The sequence below is a fragment of the Pseudomonas sp. NPDC090592 genome (assembly GCF_044769185.1).
In the GTDB taxonomy this organism is placed as follows: domain Bacteria; phylum Pseudomonadota; class Gammaproteobacteria; order Pseudomonadales; family Pseudomonadaceae; genus Aquipseudomonas.
The window spans coordinates 115474-128669 of sequence record NZ_JBIVXJ010000017.1 but is presented as its reverse complement, the minus strand read 5'-3'; the positions used below and the strand labels follow the sequence as shown (position 1 = coordinate 128669).

General features: G+C 60.9%; 14 protein-coding genes. 4 read left to right on the top strand and 10 right to left on the bottom strand.

Features of this window, described 5'->3' with window-relative positions; translation table 11 throughout:
• On the bottom strand, positions 1-211 hold a 211-nt coding region (locus ACIQUI_RS17180; RefSeq protein ID WP_403200684.1), incomplete at its 3' end, for a thiamine pyrophosphate-binding protein.
• 257 nt (positions 212-468) lie between these two features.
• On the opposite strand from ACIQUI_RS17180, the gene ACIQUI_RS17175 reads away from it, so the two are divergent.
• Positions 469-909, top strand: a complete 441-nt coding sequence (locus ACIQUI_RS17175; RefSeq protein WP_403200681.1) for a heme-binding protein — start codon at positions 469-471, stop codon at positions 907-909.
• Between the two features lie 122 nt (positions 910-1031).
• Here ACIQUI_RS17175 and ACIQUI_RS17170 read toward each other — a convergent pair whose 3' ends face one another.
• On the bottom strand, positions 1032-1643 hold the full coding sequence (locus ACIQUI_RS17170; RefSeq protein WP_014590197.1) for a TetR/AcrR family transcriptional regulator: 612 nt from the start codon (positions 1641-1643) through the stop codon (positions 1032-1034).
• A gap of 132 nt (positions 1644-1775) precedes the next feature.
• On the opposite strand from ACIQUI_RS17170, the gene ACIQUI_RS17165 reads away from it, so the two are divergent.
• Positions 1776-2690 (top strand): DUF808 domain-containing protein, encoded by a 915-nt coding sequence (locus ACIQUI_RS17165; RefSeq protein WP_403200678.1) that lies wholly within the window; start codon positions 1776-1778, stop codon positions 2688-2690.
• Positions 2691-2828: 138 nt separating this feature from the next.
• Here ACIQUI_RS17165 and ACIQUI_RS17160 read toward each other — a convergent pair whose 3' ends face one another.
• The 7 genes from ACIQUI_RS17160 to puuE form a co-directional block, all read right to left on the bottom strand.
• Positions 2829-3611 (bottom strand): outer membrane protein OmpK, encoded by a 783-nt coding sequence (locus ACIQUI_RS17160; protein ID WP_403200676.1) that lies wholly within the window; start codon positions 3609-3611, stop codon positions 2829-2831.
• A 353-nt stretch (positions 3612-3964) separates the two neighbouring features.
• A complete protein-coding gene (locus ACIQUI_RS17155) occupies positions 3965-4750 on the bottom strand; it encodes an outer membrane protein OmpK (protein ID WP_403200673.1) in 786 nt (261 codons plus the stop codon).
• A 140-nt stretch (positions 4751-4890) separates the two neighbouring features.
• Positions 4891-6246, bottom strand: coding sequence for a nucleobase:cation symporter-2 family protein (locus ACIQUI_RS17150; protein WP_403200670.1), 1356 nt, complete (start codon positions 6244-6246; stop codon positions 4891-4893).
• Positions 6247-6405: 159 nt separating this feature from the next.
• Positions 6406-7719 carry a urate hydroxylase PuuD gene (locus ACIQUI_RS17145; protein WP_403200667.1) on the bottom strand — a complete coding sequence of 438 codons (1314 nt, stop codon included), beginning with the start codon at positions 7717-7719 and terminating at the stop codon, positions 6406-6408.
• A 44-nt stretch (positions 7720-7763) separates the two neighbouring features.
• Complete coding sequence (locus tag ACIQUI_RS17140; protein ID WP_132845330.1) at positions 7764-8267, bottom strand: ureidoglycolate lyase; 504 nt, start codon at positions 8265-8267, stop codon at positions 7764-7766.
• Between the two features lie 48 nt (positions 8268-8315).
• A complete protein-coding gene (uraD, locus tag ACIQUI_RS17135; RefSeq protein ID WP_403200662.1) occupies positions 8316-8831 on the bottom strand; it encodes a 2-oxo-4-hydroxy-4-carboxy-5-ureidoimidazoline decarboxylase in 516 nt (171 codons plus the stop codon).
• Entirely contained in the window at positions 8831-9757 is a 927-nt protein-coding gene (gene puuE / locus ACIQUI_RS17130) for an allantoinase PuuE (protein WP_346614050.1), read from the bottom strand. The genes uraD and puuE overlap by 1 nt, the downstream gene beginning before the upstream one ends.
• Positions 9758-10156: 399 nt before the next feature.
• On the opposite strand from puuE, the gene uraH reads away from it, so the two are divergent.
• Complete coding sequence (uraH, locus tag ACIQUI_RS17125) at positions 10157-10510, top strand: hydroxyisourate hydrolase (RefSeq protein ID WP_003259496.1); 354 nt, start codon at positions 10157-10159, stop codon at positions 10508-10510.
• Positions 10511-10754: 244 nt separating this feature from the next.
• Here uraH and ACIQUI_RS17120 read toward each other — a convergent pair whose 3' ends face one another.
• Positions 10755-12104: an NCS2 family permease gene (locus ACIQUI_RS17120; protein WP_403200659.1), complete on the bottom strand. Its 1350-nt coding sequence runs from the start codon at positions 12102-12104 to the stop codon at positions 10755-10757.
• A 281-nt stretch (positions 12105-12385) separates the two neighbouring features.
• On the opposite strand from ACIQUI_RS17120, the gene ACIQUI_RS17115 reads away from it, so the two are divergent.
• Positions 12386-13141 carry a GntR family transcriptional regulator gene (locus ACIQUI_RS17115; RefSeq protein WP_403200657.1) on the top strand — a complete coding sequence of 252 codons (756 nt, stop codon included), beginning with the start codon at positions 12386-12388 and terminating at the stop codon, positions 13139-13141.
• The last annotated feature ends 55 nt before the right edge of the window (positions 13142-13196 follow it).

Genomic DNA, 13196 nt, shown 5'->3' with positions numbered 1-13196 from the left:
CGCCGATGTTGCCCGGGTTGGCACGGGTGTAGCCCTCGGCCATGTGCGAGGCACCTTCGACGTGACGAGCGAGGACGTGATCGATGCCACCGACTTTCTTCAGGGCCGAGTACAACGGGTTGATGGCAGCCCCCGGGATGCCGAACGCGGTATCTACACCTTCACGGCGCATGACCAGAACGGCTGCATCGATTGCTCTCATTTTGCTCATGGTTTGTGCCTCATCGATTTTGTAATTGTATACAACTTGCGTTGCGACAGAGTGTATTCACGGCTGGCGGCTCAGGTCAATGGGTTTTCATCGGGTGGGCCAGCTTTCGTCAAAGCAGCCGTGAAAACGGCTATTTGCGCCATCGCATACGATCGTTTCAAAATATTGTATACAAAAATACATCTCGTTGTGTTCTATTTGATCTATCGGTTTTCAACTGCCCTCAGGGCTTCTCACAACAAGAAGAGGACCTTTCCATGAACGTTTTGAACCTGAATGTTGCTGTCAGCCTGGTGAATGCCGCGCTGGCGGCGGGCCGCAAGATCAATGCTGCGCCACTGACGGTGGCAGTGCTGGATGCTGGCGGGCACTTGCTGGCGCTGCAGCGTGAGGATGGCGCCAGCCTGATCCGGCCTGAGGTGGCCACGGGTAAGGCCTGGGGTGCGATAGCCCTGGGCAAGGGCTCGCGCTTGCTGGCGCTGGATGCTCAGCAGCGGCCGGCGTTTTTTGCTGCGCTGAACGGGTTGGGTGAGCGGCCGGTGGTGCCGGCACCCGGTGGTGTGCTGATTCGTGATCAGGCTGGCAAGGTGCTGGGAGCGGTGGGGATCAGCGGGGATACGTCGGATATTGACGAGCAGTGTGCGATCAGTGCGATCGAGGAGGTGGGCTTGCGGGCGGATGCCGGGGTAGCGGCCTAAGTCTTTATTGCCTGTTCTGGCCTATTCGCGGGCACGCCCGCTCCCACAGGGACCTCAAAGTATCTGGAATTGAGGCAATCCTGTGGGAGCGGGCGTGCCCGCGAATGGCCCTCAAAGGTGGTTCAGGCTACCTCGGGCTCACAGCCCTTGAGCACCATGCGAATAATGGTCTCCGCCGCCGCGTCGTAATCGCTGTCGGCCAGCTTGGCTTTGCCGGTCACCGCAGAAATCTGCCAGTCGAAATCCGCATAAGTCTGTGTCGCCGCCCAGATGCTGAACATCAGGTGGTGCGCATCCACATGGGCGATCTGCCCGCGGTCGATCCAGCGCTGGATGCACTCGATGTTGTGCCGGGCCTGCTCGTTCAGCTGCTCCACCTGGTTTGGCGACAGGTGCGGGGCGCCGTGCATGATTTCGCTGGCGAACACCTTGGAGGCATGCGGCAGGTCACGCGAAATGCGGATCTTCGAGCGAATGTACGCGCTCAGCACTTCTTTCGGGTCGCCGTCGGCATTGAACGGCGTAGAGGCCTGCATGATCGGCGCGATGATGCTTTCCAGGACCTCGCGGTAGAGGTTGTCCTTGGACTTGAAGTAGTAATACACGTTCGGCTTGGGCAGGCCGGCCTTGGCCGCGATATCGCTGGTCTTGGTGGCGGCGAAGCCCTTGTCTGCGAATTCCTCGCTGGCCGCGCGCAGGATCAGTTCCTTGTTGCGCTCGCGAATGGTGCTCATGGTCAGGGATCTTCCTCGTGTCTGGCCACCTCTAAGAGGGATCGGGCATGGTAGCACCGGGCTCGACGGGCGCTCAAGGCAGCGGCTTTGGGCTAGAATCCGTGGCACATACACATCTGGATACAGGCAAACATGGCAGGAAGCAGTCTACTGGTACTGATCGACGACATCGCCACGCTGCTGGATGACGTCTCGCTGATGACCAAGGTCGCCGCAAAAAAAACCGCAGGCGTGCTGGGTGACGACCTTGCACTGAATGCGCAGCAGGTGACCGGCGTGCGTGCCGACCGTGAGCTGCCGGTGGTGTGGGCGGTGGCCAAGGGGTCGATGCTGAACAAGGCCATCCTGGTGCCGGCGGCGCTGCTGATCAGTGCGTTCATCCCCTGGGCGGTGACGCCGCTGCTGATGCTGGGCGGTGCGTACCTGTGCTTCGAAGGCTTCGAGAAGCTGGCGCACAAGTTCCTGCACAGCAAGGACGAGGACGACGCCGCGCATGAAGCGCGCAAGGAGGCCGTGGCGGATGCCAATGTCGACCTGGTGGCGTTTGAGAAAGCCAAGATCAAGGGGGCGGTGCGTACCGACTTCATCCTGTCGGCGGAAATCATCGCCATTACCCTGGGGACCGTGGCTGATGCGCCGCTTACCCAGCAGATCATCGTGCTGTCCGGCATTGCCATTGTCATGACCATCGGTGTTTACGGGCTGGTGGGCGGTATCGTCAAGCTGGACGACTTGGGGCTGTGGATGACCCAGAAGGCTTCGCGGCTTGCCCAGGCGGTGGGTAACGGTATCCTGCGGGCGGCGCCGTACATGATGAAGAGCCTGTCGGTGATTGGCACCGCGGCGATGTTTTTGGTGGGTGGCGGGATATTGGTGCACGGCATCGCGCCGCTGCATCACGCCATCGAGGCGTTCAGTGAAGGCCGTGGTGGTGCATTGACCGGTGCGCTGCTCAACGGCGTGGCCGGGGTGGTGGCCGGGGCCGTGGTGCTGGCGGTGGTGGCGGTTGCCGGAAAGTTGTGGCGGGCGGTTCGGCCGGCCAGTTAGTTCGCATGGCCGGGGCGCTGCCCCGGTTCGCGGGCACGCCCGCTCCCACAGGTACAGTGTCTGCCTTGGGCCGAGCGCGGACCCTGTGGGAGCGGGCGTGCCCGCGAATGGGCCACAGCGCGGCCCCGAGGACTCAGGTCAGAAGTGCACCTTGACCAGGAAGCTCATGGTGTTCTGGTCAGTGGTGAACGCATCGCTATCCTTGATGCCGTACTTGTTCTTCCAGTAGTCGTACTCCACACCCACATACAACTGCTTCTCACCCAGGTGCAGGGCCTTACCCAGGTCATACTTGACCTGCGGGTTGAAGTGCAGGTTGGCCTGGTAGGTGCCACGGCGGTTCTCGTCGTTGTCCACCACCCAGTCCATGAAGCCGTCGATCAGCACGTCGGAATCGCCGACCGGAATGGTGTACGACCATACCGGGGTGATCTGCCACACGTTGTCGCCGGCACGGCTGCCGTCGGTGGTGCGGTTGTAGAAGTTCAGCTGGAAGTAGTCGAAGCCCGGGATGGCCAGGTCGAAGCCGGGGCCGATCAGGTACGACTCGGTGTCACCCTCGCCAAACTCGTAGGTCATGGCCAGCAGCACGTCCTTGACCGGGCCGAACTCCAGCTTCTGGTCGAAGATCTTGTTGAACGACAGGCGCGGGCTGATTTCACCGTAGTAGGTGTTCGGGCCGTTACCGGCATCTTTCTGCCCCTGGTAGAAGATCTTGTCGACGAAGATGAAGTTGTCGCCGTACTTCCAGCCATCGGCGTGCTCGAAGGTAACGGTTTGCTGGATCGCCGGGTTGACCTTGAAGTTCTTGCCCCACAGGTAGGTCAGGCTGTTGTTCTGCCATTGCAGCAGGTCGCCGCCGAAGGTGGTGCCGCAGGCCAGCAGGCCGCCGGCGAGGATCAGGCTGTTGATGGTACGCATTGCGAGTGTCGCTCCCTTGATTGATCTGTTGTCAGCGCTCGGTGTTGGCGCTTTTTTTGTCTTGCGAGTCAGCTTTTTTCGATAGGCCACAGCTGTTTGGCAAGGGTTGGGCCAACTTTTCCGGGTTGGCAAAACCTTCCTGCTCGACTTCGTTCTGAACGGATGAAAAGGGTCTTTCAGGCTGGCAACACGTTGGCCAACCGCCCGTATTCATTGACTGAGCGGTCAGTAAACGCAGGCAGAATCCGTTCTGCCCTGATCGAGGGGGCGCGCAGATTACTGGCTTGCGCGCCGCGCCTCAAGTGCTCCGTCCTGGAGCGGGGTGATGCAAACTTGTGCGCTTGGTCAGTTTTCTAGAAATGCACTTTGACCAGGGCACTGGCGACGCTCTGGTTGCTGTCCAGGTTGCCGCGGCTGTCGATGCCGTACTTGTCCTTCCAGTAGCTGTATTCAAAGCCCACGTACAGCTGCTTGGCGCCCAGGTTCAGCGCCTTGCCCAGGTCGTATTTGACCTGCGGGTTGAAGTGCAGGTTGGCGTGGTAGGTGCCACGGCGGGTCTGGTCGTTGTCGGTGACCCAGTCCATGTAACCGTCGATCAGAATGTCAGATCGGCCCACCGGGATGGTGTACGACCAACCGGGGGTAATCTGCCAGACGTTGTCACCGGGGCGGCTGCCTTCGGTGTTGCGCACGTAGAAATTCAGGGTGAAGTAGTTGAAACCGGGGATGTCGAGGTCGAAGCCGGGGCCGATCAGGTAGGCCGCGTTGTCGCCTTCGCCGCGCTCGTAGGTCATGGCCAGGAGCACGTCCTTGACCGGGCCGAAGGCCAGTTTTTTATCGAAGATCTTGCCAAACGACAGGCGCGGGCTGAACTCGCCGTAATAGGTGGTCACGCCTTTGCCGGGGTCGGCCTTGCCGTTGTAGAAGATCTTGTCGACGAACATGAAGGTGTCGCCGTACTTCCATTTGTTGGCGTGCTCGAAGGTAATGGTCTGCTGGATATCAGGGTTGACCTTGAAGTCCTTGCCGTACAGGTAGGTCAGGCTTTCGCCATGCCATTGCAGCCATTCGCCTGCATGCGAGGGGAGGGTGGCCAGCAGGCTGCTGCCCAACAACAGGGACGTGGTGATGCGCTTCATGTTGTGATTCCCGGACTTATTGTTTTTGTTGGCGGTTTTTTTGGCGCGCAGGCGCCCCGGGCGGCCCTTTCCGGCGGGCCGACGGTATAGCGGTTACGGCTTATGTGAATGCGGGGCGGCAACGCGCCGCCCCGCTTGGCTCAATGCTGGTGACAGGCGTCGTTGTGCACCGCGCGGTCGGCACCCCCAAGGATGTTGAACAGCACGTTCAACACCAGGGCACTGACCGTGGCCATGGCGATACCACTGTGGGTGATGGGTTCCATCCACTGTGGCATCTGGGCAAAGAACTCCGGGCGCACCACGGGGATCAACCCGAAGCCGACGCTCACCGCCACCAGCAACTGGTTGCGGCGGTCGCCGATGTCCGCTTCCTGAAGGATCTTGATCCCGGTGGCGGTGACCATGCCGAACATGGCAATGGATGCGCCGCCCAGTACAGCCGGTGGAATCGAAGCAATCAGGAAGGCCGCCTTGGGCAGCAGGCTGAGCACAATCAGCAGTGCACCAGCCACGATGGTGACAAAGCGGCAGCGCACCCCGGTCATCTGCACCAGGCCGATGTTCTGGGCAAACGAGGAGTGGGTGAAGGTGTTGAAGAAGCCGGCGATGAACGACGCACCGGCATCGCACAACAGGCCGCGCCGCAGCATCCCTGGGGTAACTTCGCGATCGGTCACCTTGCCCAGGGCCAGGAACATGCCCGTGGACTCGACGAAGATGATCACCACCACCAGGCACATCGACAGGATCGGCGCCAGGCTGAAGGTTGGCATGCCGAAGTGCAGTGGGGTTACCACTTGCAGCCACGGCGCCTCGTTCAGGCCTGTCAGGTCGACCATGCCGATGGAGCCGGCCAGGATGTAGCCCAGGCCCATGCCCACCAGTACCGACACGTTGACCCAGAACCCGCGCATGAAGCGGTTGATCAACAGGATCACGGCCAGCACCAGGCTGGCCACCAGCAGGTAGATGGGCGCGCCGAAGTTTTCCGCCGCTTCGCCACCACCGGCCCAGTTGACCGCCACCGGGAACAGCGACAGGCCAATCGAGGTGATCACCGTACCTGTGACCAGCGGCGGGAAGAAGCGTACGACCTTGGACATGAACGGCGCGATCAGCATGCCGAAGAACCCGGCAGCGATGGTGGCGCCGAAGATCCCCTGCAGGCCTACGCCGGGCATGCCGGCCATGGCCACCATGCTGCCGACGGCAGCGAAACTGGCACCCATCATCACCGGCATGCGGATGCCCACCGGGCCGATACCGAACGACTGGATGATGGTGGCGACGCCAGCGACCAGCAGGTCGGCGTTGATCAGGAAAGCGACTTCTTCACGGGACAACCCGGCAGCCTGGCCGATGATGAGCGGCACGGCGATGGCGCCACCGTACATCAGCAGAACGTGTTGCAGGCCAACCAGGATCAGTTGGAACAGGGGCAAGGGTTCGCGCGGCGGCGCAATGGGGATGTACGCCTTGCGTGACTCGGACATGCAGCACCTCGAGTTTTGTTTTTATTCTCGGATCCAAGTGACAAGCTCCAAGCGGCAAGCTTCAAGAAAAAGCTTGGTACCCGCACTGGAGCCTGGCACTCGATGCTTGCTTCCTACTACGTACAGCTTGAAGCTTGCAGCTTGACGCTAGTGACTCGATCAGTTGACCTGGGCGCCTTTGGCGATCCAGTCACCGACCAGCTTGCGCTCTTCGGTGGTCATCTGGGTGATGTTGCCCAGCGGCATGATCTGGCTGGCGACCGCTTGCGCTTGAATACGCGCGGCCTGGGCCTGGATCTGCTGCGGGGTGTCGAACATCACGCCGGCAGGGGCGGCGCTGAACAGTGGGCTGGTCGGCTTGGACGAGTGGCACACGGTGCAGCGTTCCTGGATGACACTGTGGATCTTGTCAAAAGACTCGCCGCCGGCCTGGGCAGTTGCCGGGGCAGCTGCAGGTGCTTCGGCAGGCTTGGCAGCCTCTTCGGCACGCAACTCGGCAGCGGTCTTGCCACCGACCGCGGTAGCGGGCAGCGGCTGGTACTCGATCTTCGCTGCGGCTTGCTCCGGGCTTACAGCCATCGGTTTCGGGCCGGTGACGTAGGCCAGGCAGATCATCGCCAGGGCACCGACCGGCAGGGTCCAGGCGTACTTGTTGCTGTCGTGGCGGGTGTTGAAGTAGTGGCGGATCAGAACCGCGGCTACTGCGATACCGGCCAGGATCAGCCAGTTGTACTGGCTACCGTAGGTGCTCGGGAAATGGTTGCTGATCATGATGAACAGCACCGGCAGGGTGAAGTAGTTGTTGTGACGCGAGCGCAGCAGGCCCTTGGCCGGCAGCACCGGGTCAGGCGTCTGGTTGTTCTCGATCGCCGCCACCAGCTGGCGCTGGGCCGGCATGATGATGCGGAACACGTTGCCGACCATGATGGTGCCGATGATCGCACCAGTGTGCAGGTACGCACCACGGCCGCTGAACACCAGGCTGAAGCCCCAGCAGGCGGCAATGATCAGCACGAACAGTACACCGCCGAGCAGCGCTGGCTTCTTGCCCAGGGGCGAGTCGCACAGGAAGTCATAGATGAACCAGCCAGCGATCAGCGAACCGATACCGATAGCCACGCCTTCGGCACCGCTCAGGGTGCTGCCGGGGGCCAGCAGGTACAGGGCCGGGTTCCAGTAGAACACCACGCACAGCAGGGCGATACCGGACATCCAGGTGAAGTAGGCTTCCCATTTGAACCAGTGCAGGTTCTCGGGCATTTTCGGGGGTGCGAGCTTGTATTTCTCCAGGTGGTAGATACCACCGCCGTGAATTGCCCAGAGATCACCCGACAACCCATCGCGCGGGTTGCTTCGGTTCAGGTGGTTCTCCAGCCAGACGAAGTAGAACGATGCACCGATCCAGGCGACACCGGTGATCATGTGAACCCAGCGAATGCTCAGGTTCAGCCATTCGTGAAGGTGTGCTTCCACAGTATGTACCTCTGCCGGTCACCGTGACGATGACCGACCTTTTCTTATTGGTGGGGATTGAGGATCAGCATCTGTTCCTCGGTGAAGTAATGCTCATCGCAGTTGTTGCCAGAACCACTGCGATCAACCACCAGGAAGTCATCCCGCTTTTCGATCGTCAGCACCGGGTGGTGCCAGACGCCGCGATGGTAATTGATGCCCTGCCTGCCATTACTGCGGAAGGCGCGGACCAAGCCTGATACAGGTGCATCGCCAACGGGCGCGACCACGATCAGAAAGGGGTTGCCGAGCAGCGGAATGAAAGCCTGGCTGCCCAGCGGATGGCGTTCCAGCATGCGTACGGTCAGCGGCATTTCCAGCGCGTCGGCGCGGAAGATGCTGATGATCGCCTTGTCTTCAGGCTCGGCGGTTTCGACCGTGGCGAGCTTGTGAAAGCGCATGGTCGAGCCGTTGTTGATCATGAAGTGGTCGCTGCCGTCGGTTTCGATCACGTCTCCGAATTGGGCGAAGGCTTCTTTGGTCAGGGGCTCGATCATCAGGGTGCGCATGCGGGTCTCTCTTATATGTTCGTTGTACTGAAATGGGTTCGGCTTTGCTTACAACTGCAGCAGGCGGAACAGGGCGATCAGGTTGATCTGCGCCAGGGCTTCCTTGAACTCGGCATCGACATCGTTGTGGATGCGCTTTTCGAAGGAGGCGAGGATCTGGTGCCGGTTGCTGCCCTTCACCGCCATGATGAACGGGAACTGGAACTTGGCCTTGTAGGCGTCGTTCAGCTCGGTGAAGCGGGCGAACTCTTCGGCGGTGCATTGGTGAATGCCGGCGCCAGCCTGTTCGTTGGTGCTCGATTCGGTCAGTTCACCCTGCACGGCGGCTTTGCCGGCCAGGTCCGGGTGAGCGTTGATCAGCGCCAGCTGGTCGGCGTGGTTGGCGCTGAGCAGGATGTCGCTCATGCGCTGGTGCAGCGCCTCGATCTCGTCCAGTTCGCCCAGTTGGCCCAGGTCATAGGCCTTTTCGGCCACCCACGGCGAGTGCTCGTAGATGTCGGCGAAGGCGTTGACGAAGGCGTCGCGGTCCAGGGCGGATGGCTTGAGGGTGTTGAAGGCGGTCATCAGGCGTTCTCTTTCTTGTACGGGTGGGTGGCGTGCCAGTGGCGGGCGATGTCTGCGCGACGGGCGAACCAGACCTGGTCATGGCTTTTTGCGTAATCGACGAAGCGCTTGAGTGCAGCCAGGCGTGCAGGGCGGCCGACCAGGCGGCAGTGCAGGCCGATGGAGAGCATTTTCGGCGCCTCGGCGCCTTCTTCGTAGAGCACGTCGAAAGCGTCCTTCAGGTACTGGAAGAACTGCTCGCCGCAGTTGAAGCCCTGTACCTGGGTGAAGCGCATGTCGTTGGTGTCCAGGGTGTACGGGATCACCAGGTGCGGCTTGCCGGTCGGGTTGTTCGGCTCCCAGTAGGGCAGGTCGTCGTCGTAGGTGTCGCTGTCATACAGGAAACCGCCTTCTTCCATGACCAGGCGGCGGGTGTTCGGGCCGGTGCGGCCGGTGTACCAGCCCACGGGGCGTTCGCCGGTGAGTTCGGTGAGGATGCGGATGGCTTCGAGCATGTGCTCGCGCTCCTGGGCCTCGTCCATGTTCTGGTAGTCGATCCAGCGGTAGCCGTGGCTGCAGATCTCGTGGCCGGCTTCGACCATGGCACGGATCACGTCAGGGTGGCGCTGGGCGGCCATGGCCACGGCGAACACGGTCAGTGGCACGCCGCTGTCCTTGAACAGCTTGAGCAGGCGCCACACGCCGGCACGGCTGCCGTATTCGTACAGCGACTCCATGCTCATGTTGCGCTGGCCCTGCAACGGCTGGGCAGCGACCATTTCGGAGAGGAAGGCTTCGGACTCTTTGTCACCGTGCAGGATGTTGCGCTCGCCACCTTCCTCGTAGTTGAGGACGAAAGACAGCGCGATGCGAGCGTTGCCCGGCCATTGCGGGTGAGGAGGGTTGTTGCCGTAACCGATCAGGTCGCGAGGGTAGTCAGCGCTCACTGCAGTCTTCCTTCTTGTGCGTTAGTGCGGGTGGTGGGCGGGCCGCGTCGGTATGTCGCACCACCGGATGGGCTGATTGTATACAACTTCTGAAATCTTTTGTAAGCCTGTTTTTCCGCATTTCTACCTTTTTGTCGCTTCGCGGCGACCGGAAAATACAGTGCAAGAAACCTGCCTGATTGGTCAGCTAATGAGATTGGGGTCGTTACATTGCCTGTATTTGCGACCGATGGGTCGTTTGCGGGCAAGAAACATCGGGTGCGACGGATGGGTACAAAAAATTGTGTACAATTTTGCGATGAAATGTCTTAATGGCGTCATTCCCGCCTGCCGCAGGCCCTGCTTGGGTGCGCTGGCTGAGTATTTCCTGCCCACAGATTGAACAAGAGGCGACACGCAATGGGACGTTTGACCACACACGTACTGGATGCCGCGCATGGCTGCCCGGGCAGCTCGATCAAGGTTGAGTTGTACCGTGTCGAAGGCCAGCAGCTGGAGCTGGTGAACACCGCCCTGACCAACAGCGATGGCCGCGTCGATGCGCCGTTGCTGCAGGGTGACGATTACCGCACTGGCGTTTACCAGCTGCAGTTCAGCGCTGGCGACTACTACCGCGCCCGTGGCGTGCAGTTGCCGGCCCAGGCGTTTCTGGATGTCGTGGTGCTGCGTTTTGGCATCGACGAGCAGCAGGAGCACTACCACGTGCCGCTGCTGATCTCGCCGTACAGCTATTCGACCTATCGTGGAAGCTAGTTGGTCGCTAGAAGAATCTTCGTAGGTCCTTTGGCCCGCTCTCACACTGGCGGGCTTTTTTTCGTCTGCTGTTTTTGTATTTCCTGCACTGGCTTCTTCGCGGGCACGCCCGCTCCCACAGGTACGGCGCACAGCTCGAAGGCTGTGGTGATCCTGTGGGAGCGGGCGTGCCCGCGAAGAGGCCGTTACAGGATGAATGAATAAAGAAAGGGCGCCGAGGCGCCCTTGGTTGGTGCAGCGGGGGTCAGAGGAACACGAACTTGGCGATGAAAATCGCGCACAGCACCCACAGGCTGGCGGAGATTTCCTTGTATTTGCCGGTACCCGCCTTCAACGCCACATAACTGATGAAGCCCAGGGCAATTCCATCGGCGACCGAGAAGGTCAGCGGCATCATGATCACCGTGACGATCGCCGGAATGCTGTCGGTGGCTTCGTCCCAATGAATGTGCGCCATGCTGCCCATCATCAACATTGCCACGTAGATCAGCGCACCCGCCGTCGCATAGGCCGGAATCATCCCGGCCAGCGGGGCGAAGAACATCGCCGCGATGAACAGCAGGCCGACCACCACGGCAGTCAGGCCGGTACGGCCACCAGCGGCCACGCCGGCGGCACTTTCCACATAGCTGGTCACTGGCGGCACACCCACCACCGCACCGAACACGCTCGAAGCACTGTCAGCCTTCAACGCCTTCGACAGGTTCTCGATACGCCCGTCCGGCGCCACCAGGTTGGCCCGCTGCGCCACGCCCATCAGCGTGCCTGCAGTGTCGAACATGTGCACGAACAGGAACGCCAGCACAACGCTGATCATGCTGACGTTGAACACGCCGGCCACATCCATGGCCATCCAGGTCGGTGCCAGGCTCGGCGGCATCGACATCACCCCGCCAAATTTGACCAGCCCCAGGCCCCAGCCGGCCAGGGTAACGCCGATGATGCTGATCAGGATCGCGCCAAACACTCGCTTGTAGCTGAGGATGGCAATCAGCAGAAAGCACACCGCCGCCAGCAGTGGCCCTGGCTCATGCAGCGAGCCCAGCTTGATCAGGGTGGCGGGGCTGTCGACGATGATGCCTGCCGTTTTCAGGCCGATCAGCCCGAGAAACAATCCGACGCCGGCCCCCATGGCATGGCGCAGGCTGACCGGGATGCTGTTGAGCAACCACTCGCGCACTTTCGACAAGGTCAGGAACATGAACAGCACACCCGAGACGAACACCGCCCCCAGCGCTGTTTCCCAGTTGTAGCCCATGGTGCCGACCACGGTGTAGGTGAAGAACGCGTTAAGCCCCATGCCCGGTGCCAGGCCCACCGGCCAGTTGGCGTACAGCCCCATCAGCAGGCAACCCAGCGCGGCGGCAATGCAGGTGGCGACAAAGGCGGCACCATGGTCGATGCCGGCGTCGGCCATGATGTTGGGGTTGACGAAGATGATGTAGGCCATGGTGATGAAGGTGGTCACCCCGGCAATCAGTTCGGTTTTGACGGTGCTGCCGTGTTGCTTGAGTTTGAAAATCCGCTCCAGCCAGCTCGTTTCGAGCGGTGGGGCAAGATCCAGCGTAGGGGCTTCGGATTTGCGGCTTTCCACAGCGAGTACTCCTCAAGTCTTTCTTGTTGTTATGGAGCCATTCCTGAGCAATGCACTTGGCGGCTCCGTGAGGGAAGGCAGACGTCTGACCGTTTTGTTGACTCATGGGTCAAGAAGTTGCTCGGTGGATTATGCTTTTGTGTACAAAGAATGCAAATAATGTTTTATGTTTTGTGTGCGCAATGCGTCGTACAACGGCTATATAGGTAAAACGCCCCCTGCGGAATCGCCTCAGCCTGTGTACAATGGCGCCATACTTTCTCTTCGTGCCTCGAGAGCCCATGAACGAACAGCTGCAACCTCTGAAAAAACCTGCACGTGTCGGCAAGGCCGGCCGCAGCGGTACCCAGGACGACATCGTCTATGCGCACATTTTCGAGGCGATCCTCGAGCAGCGTCTGGCACCGGGCACCAAGTTGAGCGAGGAAGCGCTGGGCGAAATCTTTGGCGTCAGCCGCACCATCATCCGCCGCGCCCTGTCGCGCCTGGCCCACGAAAGCGTGGTGCTGCTGCGGCCGAACCGCGGCGCGGTAGTGGCCAGCCCGACGGTGGAAGAAGCGCGCCAGGTGTTCTTCTCGCGGCGCATGGTGGAGCGGGCCATTACCGAACTGGCCGTGCAGCACGCCACCCTGGAGCAGCTGAATGAGTTGCGGCAGATGGTGCGCGAGGAGCGCGACAGCTTCTCGCGTGGCGACCGTGGTGCCGGCATTCGTCTTTCCGGTGAATTTCACCTCAAGCTGGCCGAGGCAGCGGGCAATGCACCGTTGGTGAGCTTCCAGCGCAGCCTGGTGTCGCAGACGTCGCTGATCATTGCCCAGTACGAAACCGGCACCCGCTCGCACTGCTCGTATGACGAGCACATGCAGCTGATCGATGCCATCGAGGCGCGTGATGCCGAGCAGGCGGTAAGCCTGATGATGCACCACATGGACCACATCGACAGCAAGCTGAACCTGGACGAGGAAAGCGCCTCGGACGATCTGCATGCAGTGTTCTCGCATTTGCTGAAAAAACCCAAGGTTTCCGCCAAGGGTTGATCGTTTGCCAGAGTGATTGAGGGGGGCCGCTTTGCGCCCCATCGCAGGCAAGCCA

Excerpts from the sequence above, each read along its gene's own strand:
- ACIQUI_RS17175 (WP_403200681.1), top strand. The coding sequence starts at position 469 with ATGAACGTTTTGAACCTGAATGTTGCTGTCAGCCTGGTGAATGCCGCG.
- ACIQUI_RS17170 (WP_014590197.1), bottom strand. The coding sequence starts at position 1,643 with ATGAGCACCATTCGCGAGCGCAACAAGGAACTGATCCTGCGCGCGGCC.
- ACIQUI_RS17165 (WP_403200678.1), top strand. The coding sequence starts at position 1,776 with ATGGCAGGAAGCAGTCTACTGGTACTGATCGACGACATCGCCACGCTG.
- ACIQUI_RS17160 (WP_403200676.1), bottom strand. The coding sequence starts at position 3,611 with ATGCGTACCATCAACAGCCTGATCCTCGCCGGCGGCCTGCTGGCCTGC.
- ACIQUI_RS17155 (WP_403200673.1), bottom strand. The coding sequence starts at position 4,750 with ATGAAGCGCATCACCACGTCCCTGTTGTTGGGCAGCAGCCTGCTGGCC.
- ACIQUI_RS17150 (WP_403200670.1), bottom strand. The coding sequence starts at position 6,246 with ATGTCCGAGTCACGCAAGGCGTACATCCCCATTGCGCCGCCGCGCGAA.
- ACIQUI_RS17140 (WP_132845330.1), bottom strand. The coding sequence starts at position 8,267 with ATGCGCACCCTGATGATCGAGCCCCTGACCAAAGAAGCCTTCGCCCAA.
- uraD (WP_403200662.1), bottom strand. The coding sequence starts at position 8,831 with ATGACCGCCTTCAACACCCTCAAGCCATCCGCCCTGGACCGCGACGCC.
- uraH (WP_003259496.1), top strand. The coding sequence starts at position 10,157 with ATGGGACGTTTGACCACACACGTACTGGATGCCGCGCATGGCTGCCCG.
- ACIQUI_RS17115 (WP_403200657.1), top strand. The coding sequence starts at position 12,386 with ATGAACGAACAGCTGCAACCTCTGAAAAAACCTGCACGTGTCGGCAAG.